Raw genomic sequence first — 18,187 nt, forward strand, 5'->3', positions numbered from 1 at the left:
AGTTTCAAGACTACACTTTTTTAGCTTGAATAAAAATATAACCAGGAGAAAATATATTTTCTATATAGCTCCTGGCTAAAAATTTGTCATCTTAACTTAATGACATTGGGTTAAGCCAGGTTTATTGTGTCTTTTTCAAATATTCTGTTAATCTTAACGGCTGGTAGATACCATCAACTAAATCATAGGGATCATCAATATAAACATTATAATTTAAAAATGGTGTTAAAAACTTTTGATAAGCTTCTTTGGTATCTTCAGGACGAAAATTAAAGCATTTTTGATCATTGAATATTAGTTGAAATTCAGCTTCAACCCCTTTTTCTTCTGTTAAAATAGCATCAATATTTTTAATATAAATTTTTAAACAATTAATATTAATATAATTACGTTTATCAAAAAAATCATCAATTAAATCAGATCTATTTTTAATCAACATTAATTTAATAATATCAATAATTCCCATATTTTCTCGATATAGCATATAGCTGTTATAAAACAGAAAAATTTTTCGCCCCTTACAATAAAAAAGTAAAATAACACTAACCAAAGTAATAAATAATAGAATAATTAAATAAGTAATTAGTGATTCAATATGCAAATTAGAAGTTATCACCCAAGCGAAAAAAGCAGCAAAAAGTAAACAACCTGCAAAATCGCTTTTAGAAAAAGGTTTGCTGCCATAAATATTAAGTGGCTTCATCATTTTCACGCTCCTTTTTTCTTTTCAACATATCTTGATAAGAATACACACAGCCACAATAACTTTGGCGATATAAATTATAACTGCTTGCCATCTGGACTGATTTTAAGTAGCCATTATTCTTTTTAAAATCACTAAATAAAAATTTAGTTTGCTCTTGGGGATAAGTAGCACCAATTTCATTGATCCATTGACTATTTTTATGTGGTGATACACTTAAAACGGTAGTCCAGTAATCAAAATTATGGCTAATAGCATAATTATAAGCGTCATCCATTCTTTTTTGATAACAAAGATAACAACGTTTACCTCCTTCTGGTTCATCTTTGTATTTGCTGATATCATTTAAATATTCTTTAGGCTGATATGTTTTTTCGATTACAGTAATATTTTGATTGAAATCATTATTGAATTTAGTAATAAAATCTAATAATTCATGATATCGACGATAATATTCTTCACTAGGATAAATATTAGAGTTTGAATAGTAAATAGTAATATCAAAAAGATTGCAGATTTCTTTTAAAACATTACTGCTGCAAGGTCCACAGCATACATGTAGTAATAATGTAGGACGTGTGTTTCCTATTTTTTTTAGTTCTTCTTTAAATTTTAAGTCATAATTAATTTTCATGATAACATTATAACATAATAAAAAGGAAGTTTCTAAAAACTTCCCTTAAATAATAAACATGCTATCACCAAAACTAAAGAAACGATATTTTTTATCAATTGCTTCTTGATAAGCTTTAAAGATAAATTCTTTAGATGCAAAAGCACTAATTAACATTAATAAAGTAGATTTTGGTAAATGGAAATTAGTGATTAAACAATCAATAGCTTCATATTGATATCCAGGATAAATAAAGATATCAGTATTTTCATGAGTTGCTGTGAATTTTCCATATTTTTTAATGTTGGCTTCAAGAGTTCTAGTTGAAGTTGTTCCAACAGCGATTATTCTTTGACCATTAGCTTTAGCTTGATTAAGTTTTTTTGCAACATCAGGTTCAATCATATAAAATTCACTATGCATATGATGGTCTAAGATATCATCAACTTTTACTGGTCTAAATGTTCCTAGTCCAACATGAAGAGTAACATCTAAGATTTCAATGCCTTTAGCTTTGATTTTTTCAATTATTTCATCAGTAAAGTGTAGCCCAGCTGTAGGAGCGGCAGCACTTCCTTCGATTTTAGCATATACAGTTTGATAACGATTTTGATCATTTAATTTTTCTTTAATATAAGGTGGTAATGGCATTGTACCTAATTGATCAAGAATTTCAAAGAAAATTCCTGTATAGATCATTTTAAATACTCTAATTCCTTCATCTTTAATTTTAATACATTTAGCTTTAAGTAACCCTTCGCCAAAAGTAATTACAGTATCAATTTTTACAATTCGCGCATTTCCCACTAAACATTCCCAAGTATCATCACCAAGATCTTTTAATAATAATACTTCAACATGTCCATTAGTTTCTTCTTTAATACCAAATAAACGGGCTGGGATAACTTTAGTATTATTTCTAACTAAAATATCACCAGGTTGTAAATAATCAATAATGTCATAAAAATGTTTATGTTCAATAGTTTGTTTTTCGCGGTTTAAAACCATTAATCGTGAAGTGTCACGTTTATCAAGAGGTCGTTGAGCAATTAATTCTTCAGGTAAGTTAAAATCAAATTCACTTAATTTCATTTAAAAAGCCCTCTTATAAACATCATGACCATATTGTTTTAAAAATTCTTCTTTGAAATCTAATAAACGATCATTTTTAATTGCTTCACGAATATCTTTAGATAAGTTTAATAAGAAATTGACATTATGAATTGATAATAAAGTTTTACCAAAAATCTCATCACATTTATGTAAGTGGCGAACGTAAGCTCTTGTATAATTCCTACATGTATAACAATCACAGTTAGGATCTAGAGGGGTAAAATCATATTTAAATTTTTCATTATTAATATTTAAACGCCCCATACTAGTCATTACGGCACCATGACGAGCAACTCTTGTTGGTAAAACACAGTCATACATATCAATACCACGAATAGCACATTCAATTAAATCAATTGGATTCCCTACACCCATTAAATAACGTGGCTTATCTTCTGGTAACCATTGAATAGCATCTTCAACCATTTTATACATTACATCTTTAGGTTCACCAACACTAGTACCGCCAATTGAATAACCAGGGAAATCCATCGCTACTAATTCTTTGGCACATTGTTCTCTAAGTTCAGGAAAAGCCCCACCTTGAACAATTCCAAATAAAGCTTGTTTTTCAGTATTATGATGAACAGCTTTACCACGTTTAGCCCAGCGAATAGTTCGTTCAACACTATTTTTCATATATTCATAGTCACAAGGGTATGGGGCACATTCATCAAACGACATAATAATATCAGCCCCTAATTTATTTTGAATTTCAATTGACTTTTCAGGTGATAAGAATAATGAGCTTCCATCAATAATACTCTTGAAAGTTACACCTTCTTCTTCAATCTTTCTTGTTTTTCCTAAAGAAAATACTTGAAAACCACCACTATCAGTTAAGATAGGTCCATCATAATTCATAAATTTATGTAATCCACCAGCTTTTTCAACAACATCTTCACCAGGACGTAACCATAGATGATAAGTATTTGCAAGAATAACTTGTGAACCCATTTCCTTTAACATTTCAGGAGCAATTCCTTTTACGGTTGCTAAAGTTCCTACTGGCATAAACATTGGTGTTTCTACATCACCATGAGGGGTATGTAAGATTCCATAACGAGCATTTGACTGTTTACAAACATGTTTTAATTCATAGCTTATTGCTGCCATATCTTTCCTCCTTTAAAAGCAAGACCTATTATACATTAAACATAGATTAAAAACAATTTAAAAAGCGCTATGATTATCCATAACGCTAGATTAATTCTAATTTTTTCAAAGCATAATAAATGCCGTCATCATCAATGTTTTTGGTTACTAAGTAAGCTAAGTCAAATAACTCAGGATTGCCATTTCCCATTACAATAGCGTATTTTACATATTCAAGCATTGCCAAATCATTAAAACTATCGCCAAAGACATAAGCATCTTCTGATTCGAGATTAAAATAATCTAATAAAAACTCAATCCCAGTTGCTTTTGAACATCCTTTAGGAACAATTTCTCCAAAGTCATGATCTCTAGTTATATATTGGAATTCTTCACTGATTTCTTTTTTAAAAGTTTCAATATCACTATTTTGATCAAACCAGATTGCAAATTTATCAAATGAGAGATTTTCATCATCAAATGTAGAAACTTTAAATGTTGGAACGGCTTGATAATTTTCTTTTATATTTTGTAAGAAAGGATGACGAATAGAATTATCAAAATAGACCCCATCTTTCCCTTCAAGAACGCCTTCGACATTTGTTTTTCTAAGTAGATCACGAATTTCTTTACATTTTTGTAAACTAAGAGTTTTTGAAAATAAAACTTGATCATGGTAGCGAATATATGTTCCACAACCACAAATATAACCATCAGGGTTTAAATCTTTAATACAATCATCGATAGTAGTATAAGGTCTACCGGTATTGATAAAAATTAAGTGATTATTTTCTTTAGCTTGTTTTAACCCGTCAATAGTACTTTGCGGGATGGTATGAGTAGTTTCTGATAGCAATGTACCGTCAATATCAAAGAATAAAATTTTATTTGTTTTCATGCTTGCCTCCTAGTTGCATTATACAACAAACATTTTTTGCAACAAAGAAAAATATTATCTAGTAATAAGATATTTTTGATATGAGGCAATAGCTTGTTTATACTTACGCCTGCTGATATGTAAAATAGTGCCGTTTGTTAAGAAAACATCTTTGTTTTTTATTTGATAAACAAAATGCCAATTTATTAAATATGACTGATTAATTAAGTGAAAATCTTTTGAATTTAACATTGTTTCTAATTGTGAAAGTTTATATCGGGTAGTTAATGTTGTTTTAGTTGTATAAATATAACTAGTATGCCCCTGACTTTGACAATAAATAATCTGGTTATGTTTGATGGTAATTAAATCACTTTTTGTTTGAATAAGTAAAACGTTATTATGATGATTTGTTTTATGAGTTAAATGATTAATAATAGGATAACAATCTGATTGTAAATGATTTTGTTTGATTTCATTTATAGGCTGAATATAAAGAAAATCATGATTATTAGAAATAAATATAATATGGGTATTTAAATGTTTTTGACGATATTTTTTTGCAAAAGTGATATTTCGATAGTTATCGATTATAAGCATATCATAATGGGTATTTAAATTAAGTGGTTGAATATCATTATAAGTTGTGATTTTTGGATCAACGCTATGATTATTGAATGCTTTAAGTATTTTTGTTGTTATTTTTTTTACAGTTATTGAATCATTAGTAATAATTGCAATTTTGTACATGATAATTCTCCTAAAAGATAAATATAAGTGCATTTATTATAACATTAAATTAACAAAGTTGTAATTTATTTGTGATTTTATGAAAAATAAAATGACCCATAACGGGTCAAAATCATTATAGTTTTTAAATAACATATTTGTTGTAATATCGATTAATTAAACAATCAATGAAAAATAATAACTTATATTTACCTAAGCTTTCATCATCATGACTACCTAATACAATAGTATCACTAAATTGTTGTGAAAATTTAATTTGACTATTTTGAGTAATTAAAACAATATTAGCTAATGAAATAATAGCAGGAATTGTAATTGCTTTTTCCATTAATAAAGTACCCTCTAAAGAAATAAAAATACAAAGATCGTTAGGACGAATTTGTTTAACTAATTCCATTTGATGTTCCTTTTGAGGATAAAATTCAACATTTTTACTTGCTGTTAATAAAGCTCTTTGTAAAATGCTAGCTAAATCACCAGGAATATGAGTGGCAAATATAAACACGCGCTGTGCTTCATAGATCATATCACATAGTTTATCTATTGATTTTTCTAGTTTATCAGTTTCGATTGCTAAAAAGCTAGCATTGATATTATTTAAAAATGTAAATGTATCGATTTTTTTAAAAGCTTTATTATCTAAAATCATTTCATCGAGTTCTTCTTGGACATCTAAACAGTCAGCTTTAAAATCATTAAAACTTGAATAGCCCATTTTATGACAAAAACGGCTAATACTTGATGGAGATGTATAACAAAGTTCTGATATGTCTTGTAAAGATGTTTTCTTTTTTATTTTACCAACATTTTTTAATAAGCATCTTGCAATATTTATATCAGTGTTATTGTTATTTGGGTAATATTGACAATATTTTGTAGTTTATAAATAAAGCCAGCCATAAATTATTGCTAGTAAATTAACTAGCTATCCCTCCTTTTTATTGGTTGGTTTTTTCATTATATTATGAATTTTTTTCTTTTTAAAGATTGTGAAGAAAAAAGTAAAAAAGTTACATTTTTTTATAAAGATTTGAAAAAAATATGAAAAATGTTTCCAAAAAATGCAAAATATTTCATTTTTTGACATGCTTTTTAAAATATGAATACAGTATCTATTTCGTGTGTTGAAACGGGATATGGGCCATTTTAAAATAAAAATAGACATGGGACAGGAAGGAGGATCGGTTGATAAATCCCAAAGACAAATTTATTTTTAGAGAAAGGAAAAAAGTGTGAAAATAAAATTTGTTATTAATCGAAAAAAATAAAGACATAGTAGATATTGCTTATGAAAAAAGTAAATCGAATAGTAATATCCTAAATTTATTTAGGTTAATGATAAATTAAAATTTTTATTGTATGTTTGTGTCCGACCGACGAAGGCGGACGGAAATGGAGGAAAATATGAAAAAGACAAAAATATTTGCATCAATGCTTGCTTGTGCGATGACTATTGGTATGTTTAGTCAAATAACCTATGCACAAGGTAACGAATATATGACAAATCCATCTTTTGAAAATGAAATTGATAGAAATGCAATTCAACTTTATAAAGCTGAAAGAACTTCAGAAAAAGCTTATGATGGAAACTGGTCTATTAAGGTTGGAAATTATAAACCAGAAAATGAACATGAAATACCAATCTGGTCTTATAATTATGGTAAGGGAAGTGTTAATGTCATTATTGATAATGTAAAACCTAATACAACATATGAAGTAACTACACATTATTATAATGAAACTGGCGTAAAAATGTCGACAGGTGTTCTTGATGTTGATGGTGATTATTCAGCTGAATATCCATGGAAATTAGCATCTAATATTAAGACAAATGCACAAAAAAGTGCTGAATGGCAAACTAATGTTCATACAATCACTACTGGACCAAGAACAGATGAAATTTATGCATTTGCATACATGGAATGGACAGGTAATGAAAGTGGAGCAGGTGTTTTCTATTTTGATGATGTTGAAATAAAAGAAGTAGAAACAGTTCAAAAAGATGTTCAAACAATAGCTTATAACGGCGAAACTACTGGATTCCCTGATACTGTTCCAGCGATTCAAAATTTTGAACAAACAAGTGGTGTTTACAAATTGACAAAGAGAAATCAAGTATTTTCTACTGATGAATTCTCTAAAGCTAAAACTGAATATTTAGCAAAGTCAATGAAAGAAAAGGGAATTATTGAAAATTATACTATAAATGTTATTGATAATATTAGTAATGCAAAAGGAATTACTCTTTATAAACAACCAGTATCTTTTGAATTAAATGATATGGTTAAAGGTAGAGAATGTGAAAAAGATGCATATCAAATTGATATCACTGAAAATGCAGTAACTATCTACTCTGATTACATTGAAGGAATTCAAAATGGTTCAATGACTATTTTACAAGCTTTTGTTCAAAGAGATAGTCTAAATTGTGGTGTTGTTCAAGACTATACAGATCAAAATATTCGTGGATTACAAGTTGACTCTGGTAGACGTTATTATTCAATCGATTGGTTGAAAAAACAAGTTGAACAAATGGCATATTACAAACAAAATGTATTGCAATTAAGACTTAAAGATAATGAAGGGATTCGTTTTGATTCTAAAGTAGCTCCTGAATTAGTTGACCGAAAAGGTGGTTTCTGGACTCAAGAAGAAATTGATGAATTAGTAAATTATGCTGCTAAGTTTAATATCGAAGTAATTCCAGAAGTAGACTTCCCTGGTCACTCAGGTCAAGAAGCTGATTATCATAAAGAATGGAAAATTACTGAGAATTGTTCAAATTTAGATTTTTCAAAACCTGAAGTTAGAGAATATATATTTGCAATTTATCAAGAAGCAGCTAATATGTTCCATGCCAAAACTATCCATATCGGTGGTGATGAATATTTCCAAACATCAGGATGGGGTGTTGAAGGTAATCAAAAATTATCAGCTTGGGCTCAAGAACAAACTGGAAATCCTGCTGCTGATCAAAGAGATGCTTTGAAATTATTCTTTAATGAAGCAGCCAAACCTTTCTTAGATAAAGGAACGAAAGTATTAGTATGGAATGATAATATCTTCTCATTTGATAGTGTTGTTGATTTAGATAAAAGAATTGTAGTTGACGTTTGGGGTGGCGGAATTTATGGTTCTGTAATGGCTTCTGATGCAATTAAAGCTGGATATAATGTAATGTCAAGTTCTTCATCAAACTATCATGATTTATGGCCACAACAAGGTCAAAATAAATTAGATCGTCCAGCACCAAAGAATTTATATGAAAACTTTACTAGATATACTTATTCAGGTAGTGCATTTAATTACCCATTCTACAATCAAGATGAAGTATTAACAGAAAACTTAGATCAAGCTCAAGGACAAGTTTTCCCAATTTGGGATGATGCTCATGGTTATGTTCCTGAATACATACTTTCAAGAACATTATTCCCAAGATATGCTGGATTTGCATACAAAACTTGGGGTGCTGAATATGACAGCGGACTTTCATATGAAGAATTTGAACGTTTAGCATACGCTGTTGAATCACCAAGACCAGAATTATTAGGTAGCCAAGTTGCTAAAAAATACACAGCAACAGATTATCAAGCAGTAGTTAAAACTATCAAAGATGGACTAGCTAATATCAAAACAGATGATATAAACGTACAAAAGAATATTGATGAATTAAACGCTTTGTTAGATACACCTAATGACAAAACATTATATACTGTTCAAGAAATTGAAACATTAATTCATAAATATGAAAATGTAGAATATGTAGCTGATAAAGGAAAAGTAACAATTAAATATGTTGATGAAACTAATAAAGATTTATGCGATCCAATAGTTATCGAAGATGAAGTTGGCATGGCATATACTTCTACTGCAAAAGAATTTGAAAATTATACATTAGTACAAGCACCTGCAAATGCTAATGGCGTTATCGAAAAAGGTGAATTAGAAGTAGTATATGTATATCAAAAGAATCAAGTGCCTCCAACACCAGAAGATCCAGATAAAAATGATCCTGTAAAAGATAATGGAAACCAAAATGGACAAAATAATTCAAAAGGTTCAGTTGAAACTGGTGATCAAACTGCCCTTCTAGCAACTGTATTTGTCAGTGCAATATCTCTTTTAGGAATATACGCTAGTATTAAAATGAGAAAAAGAAAAAATTAATTTTAATAGAAACTGGGATTAAATAACCCAGTTTTTATTATATGTAAAAGCAATCTTTGTTTCTACGAGGCTACATGCTATAATAATGATACATGGGCGATGTGGTATATGAATAAAAAACATGGTATTAAAAAGAAGTTATTAAAGGAATAATTTTTTTAAAATACCATTGTTTCTTTTATTCAAGAAAGATATAATATTACAAGAATAAGAAAGTAGGGGAATTTAAGCATGTATAAGATTATACGAAAAGAAGTATTAAATGATGTTGTAGAACTTATGGAAATTCATGCTCCTTATGTCGCAAAAAAATGCGAACCTGGTCAATTCATTATTCTTCGTGTTGGTGAAGATGGTGAAAGAATTCCATTAACGATTGCAGATTTTGATCGTGAAAAAGAAACAATTACTATCATTTATCAAATTGTAGGCTATTCAACAAAAGAATTATCAAAATTAAATGAAGGTGATGAACTAACTGATTTTGTTGGTCCGTTAGGTGTTCCAACTACATTCCACGAAGTTAAAAGAGTTATTGGGGTAGCTGGAGGTGTTGGAAGCGCTCCACTATATCCACAACTTCGTGAACTAGCTGCTCGTGGAGTAGAAGTAGATGTTATCATTGGTGGTCGTGAAGCTCAATATGTATTAATGGCAGATGAGTTTAAAAAATTCTGTAAAAATGTTTATATTGCAACAGATGATGGATCACTTGGAACTAAAGGTTTTGTAACTACTGTTTTAACTGATTTATTAGAAAAAGGTGAAACATATGATGAAGTTATCGCTATTGGTCCTGTACCAATGATGAAAGCTGTTGTTGGTGTTACTAAGCCAAGAAATATTAAAACTTCAGTTTCATTAAATCCAATTATGATTGATGGAACAGGAATGTGCGGTTGCTGTCGTGTAACAGTTGACGGTAAAGTTAAATTTGCTTGTGTGGATGGTCCTGATTTTGATGGATTACAAGTTGATTTTGATGAATTAATGATGCGTCAAAGAATGTTTAAAGAAGAAGAACATGTAGTAAGTGAAAATGCTAATAGAATGTGTAATTTAATGGGAGGTGTCAAATAATGGCTAAACCAAATATGTCACCTACAAAGGTTCAAATGCCTGAACAAGAACCTGATGTAAGAAATAAAAACTTTAAAGAAGTTGCTTTAGGATATACTAAAGAAATGGCAATGGAAGAAGCAACTAGATGTTTAAACTGTAAACATCAGCCATGTAAAACAGGATGTCCAGTAGGAGTTCCAATTCCTGAATTTATAAAAGAAGTTGCTGCTGGAAATTTTGAAGAAGCATATAAAATCATTACAAGTGAAAATGCTTTACCAGCTATTTGTGGACGTGTTTGCCCTCAAGAAAATCAATGTGAAGGAAAATGTGTTCGTGGTATTAAAGGTGAAGCAGTTGGTATTGGTCGATTAGAACGTTTTGTTGCTGATTACCATATGGCTCACGGTAAACCTGCTACTTTAGATATTAAACCAAATGGTAAAAAAGTAGCGATTGTAGGTTCTGGACCTGCAGGAATTACTTGTGCTGGTGAGTTAGCTAAAAAAGGATATGATGTAACTGTTTTTGAAGCACTTCATAAAACAGGTGGAGTTCTTTCTTATGGAATTCCTGAATTCCGTTTACCAAAAGATTTAGTTCAAAAAGAAGTTGACAGCGTTGCTGCTTTAGGTGTTGACTTTGAAACAAATGTTGTTGTAGGACGTTCAATTACAATTGATGAATTACAAGAACAAGGATATCAAGGTATCTTCATTGGTAGTGGTGCTGGATTACCTCGATTCCAAAATATTCCTGGTGAAAACTTAAACGGTGTTTATGCAGCAAATGAATTTTTAACACGTGTTAACTTAATGAAGGGATATGAATTCCCTAATCATCCTACACCTGTTAAAATTACTGATACAGTTTGTGTAATTGGTGCTGGTAACGTAGCAATGGATGCGGCAAGAACAGCTAAACGTTTAGGGGCTAAAAATGTTTATATTGTTTATCGTCGTGGTGTTGATGAAATTCCAGCTCGTGCTGAAGAAGTACATCATGCTAAAGAAGAAGGAATTATCTTTAAATTATTAACTAACCCAGTTAAAATCGAAGGTGAAGATGGATGGGTTAAATCAATGGAATGTGTAGAAATGGAACTTGGTGAACCTGATGAATCAGGACGTAGAAGACCAGTTGTTATTGAAGGTTCAAACTTTGTTATTGAAACTGGAACTGTAATTGTAGCAATTGGACAAAGTCCAAATCCATTGATTAGACAAACTACTCCTGGTCTAGATACTCAAAGATGGGGTGGAATTATTGTTGATGAAGACACTATGAAAACAAGTAAAGAAGGTGTCTTTGCCGGTGGCGATGTTGTAACTGGTGCGGCAACAGTAATTTTAGCTATGGGTGCTGGTAAAACAGCTGCTAAAGCAATGGACGAATATTTATCAAAATTATAAGATAGTTAGATTGATCAACTCTATTATTTAGAGTTGATTTTTATTTTTAGTAACACTTTATGTTAAAATGGAGATGAGGTGATTGAATGGAGGTATTAATAATATATTGTCATCCTAGCGATAATAGTTTTACAGCACGGGTTAAAGATGAATTTATTAAGGGACTAGTGGCAGCAGGACATCAATATACTTTAGTGGATTTATATCAAGAAAATTTTAATGAGACTTTTAGTGAACAAGAATATACAAGAGAAGCTTTTTATAATGATGAGATGTCAATTAGTGAAGATGTGAAAGCTTATCATAAGCTAATTAATGAGGCTGATATTTTAACTTTTATTTATCCGGTATTTTGGACTGAAGCGCCAGCTAAGCTAGTAGGATGGTTTCAAAGAGTTTGGACTTATGGCTTTGCCTATGGTAATCATGCAGCAATGAAACAATTAGATAAAGCATTGTTTTTGGTTACAATGGGCGGTGATCTTAATGAATTAGTGCGTCAGGAGCAATTAGAGGCAATGAAAACAGTTATGCTTGAAGATCGTATCAATGAACGAGCTAAAGAAAAAGAAATGATTGTTTTTGATCGAATGTCTAGAGATTATCCTAATCGAGAAGCTAATTTTGAACGTTTTTTAAAAATGGCTTATCAAATAGGAAATAATTTGTAGTTTGTATTTAAGTGATAAAAAAGTTATAAATTATTGAATTAATTATTATCATGATAAAAAAGCTATTAATTTTTTATCATTTCGTGTATAATTGACATAAAGGAGTGATAATAAAAAATGTATAAATTTTTGGAACCATATGCTGCAATGGTTGAATTTCTAGGAAAAGCATTAGGGGACAATGTCGAAATTGCTTTACATGATTTAACTTCAAAAGATCAAGAAATTGTCGCAATAATCAATAACCATAACTCAGGAAGAGAAATTGGGGCTAAGTTATCGAATTTATCATTACATTACTTAGAAGAAAAACAATATCTTGATCATGATTATGTAGTTAATTATAAAACTACCGGACCTGACGGTAAATTAATGCGAGCTGCTACTTATTTTATTAAGGAATCCGATAAAGAAATGCCAGTAGGAATGCTTTGTATTAATGTTAATATTTCTGATTTTGAGTATTTAACAGCAACAATTAAAAAAATCTTAGGGATTAAAGATGAAAAAGATATTGAATTTAAAATGGATAATCCAGTCGAAATCTTATCTTCACCTTTAGATGAAATGATTGATATGTATATTAAAGAATGTCTAGAAAAAATGGGCTTCCCAAGTTATTTCTTGGCAGAACGATTAAATGTTGATGAAAAGATCAAAGTAGTTAAATATCTACAAGAAAAAGGTACCTTTAAAGTTAAAGGAGCAATTGTTTTAGTTGCTGAAAAACTAGCGGTTTCCGAACCAACAGTATATCGTTATTTAAAGAAAATGGAAAAATAGGAGGTTAAAATGAAAGAAGTCGTATATGTTAGTGGACATAGAAATCCAGATACTGACAGTATTTGTTCAGCGATTGCTTATTCATATTTATTAAAAGCTATTAATCGCTATAATGCAATGCCGGTTAGATTAGGAAAAGTTAATCGGGAAACTGAATATGTTTTAAAAAGATTTGATGTTGAGATACCGGTTTTATTGAAAACAGTAAAACAAAAAGTAGAAGATTTAAACTATGATAAAGTAACTGTTTTTTCTAAAGAATTAACATTAAAAACAGCATGGGATCTAATGAAACAACAAAATGTAAAATCAGCACCAATATTAGATGACCATGGGCAATTATTAGGTTTACTTTCAACATCAAATATTGTTGAAGGATTCATGGAAAAATGGGATAGTAGTTTATTAAAAGATGCGCATACACCAATTGAAAATGTTATCGATACTCTTGAAGCTTCAATTCTTTATTTGAACCATGATTTAAAAATAATCAGTGGTGATCTTCATATCGCTGCAATGCGTGGTGAAGAAGCTAAAAAAAGAATTAAACCAGGGGATATTGTTATTGTTGGTGGTGACCGTGATGATGCTGTTAATTCATTAATTGAAGCACAAGTATCTTTAATTATTTTGACAGGTTCTCTTGAACTTGAAAAAGATATGCTTGATAAATTGAAAGATAAGGGGATTAGTGTTATTTCTACACCATTTAATACATATTTAACTTCACAACAAATTATTCAAGCTATTCCAGTTGAATATATTATGCAAAAGGGTGATTTGAAAATTTTCACTACTGATGATACTTTGGATCATGTAAAAGAAGTCATGAGTGAAACTCGTTTTAGAAGTTATCCAGTATTAGATTTAAATAATAGATGCGTAGGAAGTATTTCACGTTTTGCTCTGTTAAAAGGATTAAGAAAAAAAGTTATTTTAGTCGACCATAACGAACGTGGTCAATCAATTCCTGGAATTGAAGAAGCTGATATTTTAGAAATTGTCGATCACCATCGTGTTGCTGATATTCAAACAGTTGGACCATTATTATTTAGAGGGGAACCACTTGGATCAACAGCGACAATTGTTACTAAAATGTTTGAAGAATTTGATGTTGAAATTCCACAAGCAATTGCAGGAATTTTACTTGGAGCAGTTGTTTCTGATACATTGTTGTTTAAATCACCAACATGTACACCAACAGATACAAAAATAGCTCGCAAATTAGCTAAAATTGCTCAAGTTGATATTCAAGAATTTGCAATGGATATGTTTAAAGCTGGAACATCTTTAGCTGGAAAAACAGTGGAAGAAATCTTTAATCAAGATTTCAAAAAATTCTTATTTGAAAATGGAACAGTTGGTGTTGGGCAAGTAAACACTATGGATATTGAAGGTTTTGCGGAATATAAAGCAGAAATGCTTGAATATATGACAAAATTCGCTCAAGATAATAATTTAGACTTTGTGGCATTATTATTGACAGATGTAATTAATGCTAATAGTGAAATTTTTGCAGCTGGACCAAAAGCATATTTAGTTGAACAAGCATTTAATATTAAATTAAATGATAGTCAAGCAACTTTAAAAGGTGTTATTTCTCGTAAAAAACAAGTAGTTCCTGCAATTACTGCAGTTATGAGTGATTAAAATGAGATTAGATAAATTTTTAAAAGTATCCAGAATCATTAAGCGTCGGACTTTATCAAAAGAAATTAGTGAAAGTTCTCGAGTTAAAGTTAATGGGAAAGTAGCTAAACCAAGTACTCGTTTAAAAGTAGGCGATGAAATTGAAATTGAGTTTGGACGTAGTCTATTAACGGTTCGAGTAAAAGAATTAAAAGAACATGTATTAAAAGAAGATAGCACGATGCTTTATGAGATAATTAAGGAAGAAAGAATTCAACGAGATATCTAGTTAGCTAGATATCTTTTGTTTATAATAATTATATATGTAAATTGTTTGATAGATATTGCAATTTGGTATACTATATATAAAGAAGTGAAAGGAGATTTTTATGTACGCAAAATTAGCTTGGGAAAAATATACTGATGAACAAATAAAAGATGTTATGGCTTTTAATGAAGGCTATAAAAACTTTATTACTAATGGAAAAACAGAAAGATTATGTGTTAAACAAAGTATTGAGTTAGCCAAAGAAAAAGGTTTTAAAGAATTAAGTGAATATGAAACTTTAAAACCAGGTGATAAAGTATATGTTAATAATATGAATAAAAATATCGCATTGTTTGTAGTTGGAAAACAACCAATAGAAACAGGGATGCGTATTTTAGGGGCTCATATTGATTCTCCAAGAATGGATTTAAAGCAAAATCCTTTATATGAAAGTGAAGGGTTTGCTTTGTTAGATACTCATTATTATGGTGGGGTAAAAAAATATCAATGGGTAACAATTCCTTTATCTTTAATTGGGGTTGTTGTAAAAAAAGATGGTACTGTAATTGATGTAAATATTGGTGAAGATGAAAATGATCCAGTAGTAGGAATTTCTGATTTATTAATTCATTTATCTGCTGATCAAATGAAAAAAGATGCTTCTAAAGTTATTGAAGGTGAAGATTTAGACGTTACAATTGCTAGTATTCCTTTAAAAGATAGTGAAAAAGAAGCTGTTAAAGCCAATGTTTTAAAAATCTTAAAAGAAAAATATGATTTTGAAGAAGAAGATTTTTTAAGTGCTGAAATTGAAGTTGTTCCTAGTGGAAAAGCACGTGATTATGGAATTGACCGTAGCATGGTAGCTGGATATGGACATGATGATCGTGTCTGTGCTTATACTTCATTGATGGCATTATTACAAGTAAACAATCCTGAATATACTAGCTGCTGTATCTTAGTTGATAAAGAAGAAATCGGTAGTGTTGGAGCTACTGGAGCCCAATCACTATTCTTTGAAAACACAGTGGCTGAATTACTTGCAAAACAAGGAACTGATAGTTTTGTAAAAACTCGTCAAGCTTTAGCTAATTCAAAAATGTTATCTAGTGACGTTAGTGCTGGTGTTGATCCATTATATTTAAGTGTTAATGATAAGAAAAATGCTGCTTATTTAGGTAAAGGTATTGTTTTTAACAAATATACTGGATCACGTGGTAAGAGTGGTTCTAATGATGCTAATGCTGAATATATGGCAGAAATTAGAAATGTTTTAGATAGTAAAAATGTATATTATCAAACTGCTGAATTAGGTAAAGTTGATCAAGGTGGTGGGGGAACCATCGCATATATTTTAGGAAACTATAATATGAATGTTATTGATGCTGGTGTTGCTGTATTAAATATGCATGCGCCAATGGAAATTGTAAGCAAAGTAGATGTTTATGAAGCTTATGTAGCTTATTTAACATTCTTAGAAAATATTTAAGATATTTGGTTTTTCCAAATATCTTTTTTTATGTCATAATATAATTATTATAAAGATGGGAGGTTAGATTATGTCGGAGGCAGATGTTATAAAACAAAGTAACAAGCCCCAAAGTAAAACAAGCATAAAAAAAGATTTACAGGCATTAGGATTGAAATCTGGCGATATAATATTAGTACATTCTTCAATGTCTAAAATTGGCTGGATTGCTGGGCGAGAAATAGCAGTTATTGAAGCATTATTGGAGGTAGTAGGCTTACAAGGGACAATTGTCATGCCTAGTTTTACTGGTGAAAATAGTCAACCTGAGCTTTGGCAAAATCCACCAGTACCAGCTAGCTGGGTAGACCAGATTAAAAATGAAATGTTACCGTTTGATCCTTTGACAACACCAACTAGAGAAATGGGATTAATAGCTGAGGCTTTTTGGCACTATCCTGGAACGTTACGTTCTAACCATCCTCAAGTTTCTATGAGCGGACATGGTAAATTGGCTAAGTCAATTATTGAAAATCATCAATTATCACCAGGTTTTGGACGGTTTTCGCCATTACAGCGGGTATATGATTTAAATGGTAAGGTATTATTACTAGGGGTTGATTATAATCGTTGTACTTGTATGCACTTAGCTGAAGTTTGGTTGAATAAAGAAAACCAGTGGTATTTAGATGGGGCTTGTATTAAAGAAAATGGTCAAGATATTTGGAAAGAGTTTCTAGAAATTGCTTATGATGAAAGTGATTTTTTAGAAATTGGAAGAAAATATGAACAGGGAAATAATGTGATCAATGGATTAGTTGGGCAGGCATCAGCAAAACTTATTGGCGTTAAATCTTTGTGTGATTTTGCTTTTGAATGGATGTTAGTAAATAGAAAATAAAGATATTATTAAAGATTTTGGTGTTTTTTACTGATGATTATATTTAATTGTAAAAAAATAAATAAGTAGCTTGTATTATGATGTTTAAATCTAGTACAATTAAACAAAGGCGGTGATGAAGGTGGATAAAGTTGAAGTAGTTGATTATAATGAACAATGGCCACGAAAATATGTTTATGAGGCTAATGTAATTAGAAATATTCTTGTTAGCGAATTGATTACTATTACTCATATTGGATCTACCGCGGTTCCTGGTTTGAAAGCAAAGCCAACAATTGATATATTGGCTTTTGTAAAAGATGTAAAAAAATTAGATGATTTAAATAAAAAGTTTGAAGCAGCAGGATATCGTTGTTTGGGAGAAGATGGTATTAAAGGCAGAAGATTCTTTATGAAAAGTGATAACTCAGTACATGTGCACGCTTATGATGATAATAATCGTGATCGAATTGAGGCTTTACTAGCTTTTTATGATTATCTAAAAGATAATCCAGAGGTTGCTAAAGAATATGAAGATTTGAAAGTTAAATTAGCTAAAAAGTATCCAAGAAATATTAAGAAGTATACGCAAGGTAAAGCGGCATTTACAAAGGAAATAGAAACTAAAGCGGTGAATCGATATCGTCATAAGGATATTGAACAAATTTAGTGGTTCTTAATTTCTCCATTTTGCAT

General features: G+C 30.2%; 17 protein-coding genes and 1 pseudogene. 10 read left to right on the forward strand and 8 right to left on the reverse strand.

Going from position 1 to position 18,187, the window contains the following annotated elements:
* Nucleotides 1-121 precede the first annotated feature (121 nt).
* The 8 genes and pseudogenes from B5F09_RS07530 to B5F09_RS15380 form a co-directional block, all read right to left on the reverse strand.
* Nucleotides 122-706, reverse strand: coding sequence for a hypothetical protein (locus B5F09_RS07530; protein WP_087373325.1), 585 nt, complete (start codon nt 704-706; stop codon nt 122-124).
* Nucleotides 690-1,337: an epoxyqueuosine reductase QueH gene (locus B5F09_RS07535; RefSeq protein WP_087373327.1), complete on the reverse strand. Its 648-nt coding sequence runs from the start codon at nt 1,335-1,337 to the stop codon at nt 690-692. The genes B5F09_RS07530 and B5F09_RS07535 overlap by 17 nt, the downstream gene beginning before the upstream one ends.
* Before the next feature lie 45 nt (nt 1,338-1,382).
* Complete coding sequence (gene queA / locus B5F09_RS07540) at nt 1,383-2,408, reverse strand: tRNA preQ1(34) S-adenosylmethionine ribosyltransferase-isomerase QueA (protein ID WP_087302380.1); 1,026 nt, start codon at nt 2,406-2,408, stop codon at nt 1,383-1,385.
* Nucleotides 2,409-3,545, reverse strand: coding sequence for a tRNA guanosine(34) transglycosylase Tgt (gene tgt, locus B5F09_RS07545; RefSeq protein ID WP_087373330.1), 1,137 nt, complete (start codon nt 3,543-3,545; stop codon nt 2,409-2,411).
* A gap of 85 nt (nt 3,546-3,630) precedes the next feature.
* The gene (locus tag B5F09_RS07550) at nt 3,631-4,422 is read right to left on the reverse strand and encodes a Cof-type HAD-IIB family hydrolase (RefSeq protein WP_087373332.1); all 792 of its coding nucleotides are present in this window, start codon (nt 4,420-4,422) and stop codon (nt 3,631-3,633) included.
* A 54-nt stretch (nt 4,423-4,476) separates the two neighbouring features.
* A complete protein-coding gene (locus tag B5F09_RS07555) occupies nt 4,477-5,151 on the reverse strand; it encodes a LytTR family DNA-binding domain-containing protein (protein WP_158095827.1) in 675 nt (224 codons plus the stop codon).
* Nucleotides 5,152-5,275: 124 nt separating this feature from the next.
* Nucleotides 5,276-5,866, reverse strand: a complete 591-nt coding sequence (locus B5F09_RS07560; protein ID WP_239404280.1) for a MurR/RpiR family transcriptional regulator — start codon at nt 5,864-5,866, stop codon at nt 5,276-5,278.
* A 27-nt stretch (nt 5,867-5,893) separates the two neighbouring features.
* A pseudogene (locus tag B5F09_RS15380) lies at nt 5,894-5,986 on the reverse strand (MurR/RpiR family transcriptional regulator); the annotation flags it as partial.
* A gap of 569 nt (nt 5,987-6,555) precedes the next feature.
* Here B5F09_RS15380 and B5F09_RS07565 point away from each other — a divergent pair.
* The 10 genes from B5F09_RS07565 (at nt 6,556) to B5F09_RS07610 (ending at nt 18,161) form a co-directional block, all read left to right on the forward strand.
* A complete protein-coding gene (locus B5F09_RS07565; RefSeq protein ID WP_158095828.1) occupies nt 6,556-9,318 on the forward strand; it encodes a family 20 glycosylhydrolase in 2,763 nt (920 codons plus the stop codon).
* Nucleotides 9,319-9,549: 231 nt separating this feature from the next.
* Complete coding sequence (locus B5F09_RS07570; protein WP_087300668.1) at nt 9,550-10,398, forward strand: sulfide/dihydroorotate dehydrogenase-like FAD/NAD-binding protein; 849 nt, start codon at nt 9,550-9,552, stop codon at nt 10,396-10,398.
* Nucleotides 10,398-11,792 carry an NADPH-dependent glutamate synthase gene (gene gltA, locus B5F09_RS07575; protein ID WP_087300666.1) on the forward strand — a complete coding sequence of 465 codons (1,395 nt, stop codon included), beginning with the start codon at nt 10,398-10,400 and terminating at the stop codon, nt 11,790-11,792. The genes B5F09_RS07570 and gltA overlap by 1 nt, the downstream gene beginning before the upstream one ends.
* 86 nt (nt 11,793-11,878) lie before the next feature.
* Entirely contained in the window at nt 11,879-12,463 is a 585-nt protein-coding gene (locus B5F09_RS07580) for an NAD(P)H-dependent oxidoreductase (RefSeq protein WP_087373335.1), read from the forward strand.
* Nucleotides 12,464-12,580: 117 nt separating this feature from the next.
* Nucleotides 12,581-13,246 carry a transcriptional regulator gene (locus B5F09_RS07585; protein ID WP_087373336.1) on the forward strand — a complete coding sequence of 222 codons (666 nt, stop codon included), beginning with the start codon at nt 12,581-12,583 and terminating at the stop codon, nt 13,244-13,246.
* Between the two features lie 9 nt (nt 13,247-13,255).
* On the forward strand, nt 13,256-14,896 hold the full coding sequence (locus B5F09_RS07590; RefSeq protein ID WP_087300660.1) for a putative manganese-dependent inorganic diphosphatase: 1,641 nt from the start codon (nt 13,256-13,258) through the stop codon (nt 14,894-14,896).
* 1 nt (nt 14,897) lies between these two features.
* Nucleotides 14,898-15,164 (forward strand): RNA-binding S4 domain-containing protein, encoded by a 267-nt coding sequence (locus tag B5F09_RS07595; RefSeq protein WP_087373338.1) that lies wholly within the window; start codon nt 14,898-14,900, stop codon nt 15,162-15,164.
* A 100-nt stretch (nt 15,165-15,264) separates the two neighbouring features.
* Complete coding sequence (locus tag B5F09_RS07600) at nt 15,265-16,632, forward strand: aminopeptidase (RefSeq protein WP_087373341.1); 1,368 nt, start codon at nt 15,265-15,267, stop codon at nt 16,630-16,632.
* 70 nt (nt 16,633-16,702) lie between these two features.
* Nucleotides 16,703-17,512: an aminoglycoside N(3)-acetyltransferase gene (locus tag B5F09_RS07605; protein WP_087373343.1), complete on the forward strand. Its 810-nt coding sequence runs from the start codon at nt 16,703-16,705 to the stop codon at nt 17,510-17,512.
* 115 nt (nt 17,513-17,627) lie between these two features.
* A complete protein-coding gene (locus B5F09_RS07610; protein ID WP_087373345.1) occupies nt 17,628-18,161 on the forward strand; it encodes a GrpB family protein in 534 nt (177 codons plus the stop codon).
* The last annotated feature ends 26 nt before the right edge of the window (nt 18,162-18,187 follow it).

The sequence above is a fragment of the Erysipelatoclostridium sp. An173 genome (genome assembly GCF_002160495.1).
GTDB lineage: Bacteria > Bacillota_I > Bacilli_A > Erysipelotrichales > Coprobacillaceae > Thomasclavelia > Thomasclavelia merdavium.

Excerpts from the sequence above, each read along its gene's own strand:
- B5F09_RS07530 (WP_087373325.1), bottom strand. The coding sequence starts at position 706 with ATGATGAAGCCACTTAATATTTATGGCAGCAAACCTTTTTCTAAAAGC.
- B5F09_RS07535 (WP_087373327.1), bottom strand. The coding sequence starts at position 1,337 with ATGAAAATTAATTATGACTTAAAATTTAAAGAAGAACTAAAAAAAATA.
- queA (WP_087302380.1), bottom strand. The coding sequence starts at position 2,408 with ATGAAATTAAGTGAATTTGATTTTAACTTACCTGAAGAATTAATTGCT.
- tgt (WP_087373330.1), bottom strand. The coding sequence starts at position 3,545 with ATGGCAGCAATAAGCTATGAATTAAAACATGTTTGTAAACAGTCAAAT.
- B5F09_RS07550 (WP_087373332.1), bottom strand. The coding sequence starts at position 4,422 with ATGAAAACAAATAAAATTTTATTCTTTGATATTGACGGTACATTGCTA.
- B5F09_RS07555 (WP_158095827.1), bottom strand. The coding sequence starts at position 5,151 with ATGTACAAAATTGCAATTATTACTAATGATTCAATAACTGTAAAAAAA.
- B5F09_RS07560 (WP_239404280.1), bottom strand. The coding sequence starts at position 5,866 with ATGGGCTATTCAAGTTTTAATGATTTTAAAGCTGACTGTTTAGATGTC.
- B5F09_RS07565 (WP_158095828.1), top strand. The coding sequence starts at position 6,556 with ATGAAAAAGACAAAAATATTTGCATCAATGCTTGCTTGTGCGATGACT.
- B5F09_RS07570 (WP_087300668.1), top strand. The coding sequence starts at position 9,550 with ATGTATAAGATTATACGAAAAGAAGTATTAAATGATGTTGTAGAACTT.
- gltA (WP_087300666.1), top strand. The coding sequence starts at position 10,398 with ATGGCTAAACCAAATATGTCACCTACAAAGGTTCAAATGCCTGAACAA.
- B5F09_RS07580 (WP_087373335.1), top strand. The coding sequence starts at position 11,879 with ATGGAGGTATTAATAATATATTGTCATCCTAGCGATAATAGTTTTACA.
- B5F09_RS07585 (WP_087373336.1), top strand. The coding sequence starts at position 12,581 with ATGTATAAATTTTTGGAACCATATGCTGCAATGGTTGAATTTCTAGGA.
- B5F09_RS07590 (WP_087300660.1), top strand. The coding sequence starts at position 13,256 with ATGAAAGAAGTCGTATATGTTAGTGGACATAGAAATCCAGATACTGAC.
- B5F09_RS07595 (WP_087373338.1), top strand. The coding sequence starts at position 14,898 with ATGAGATTAGATAAATTTTTAAAAGTATCCAGAATCATTAAGCGTCGG.
- B5F09_RS07600 (WP_087373341.1), top strand. The coding sequence starts at position 15,265 with ATGTACGCAAAATTAGCTTGGGAAAAATATACTGATGAACAAATAAAA.
- B5F09_RS07605 (WP_087373343.1), top strand. The coding sequence starts at position 16,703 with ATGTCGGAGGCAGATGTTATAAAACAAAGTAACAAGCCCCAAAGTAAA.
- B5F09_RS07610 (WP_087373345.1), top strand. The coding sequence starts at position 17,628 with ATGAAGGTGGATAAAGTTGAAGTAGTTGATTATAATGAACAATGGCCA.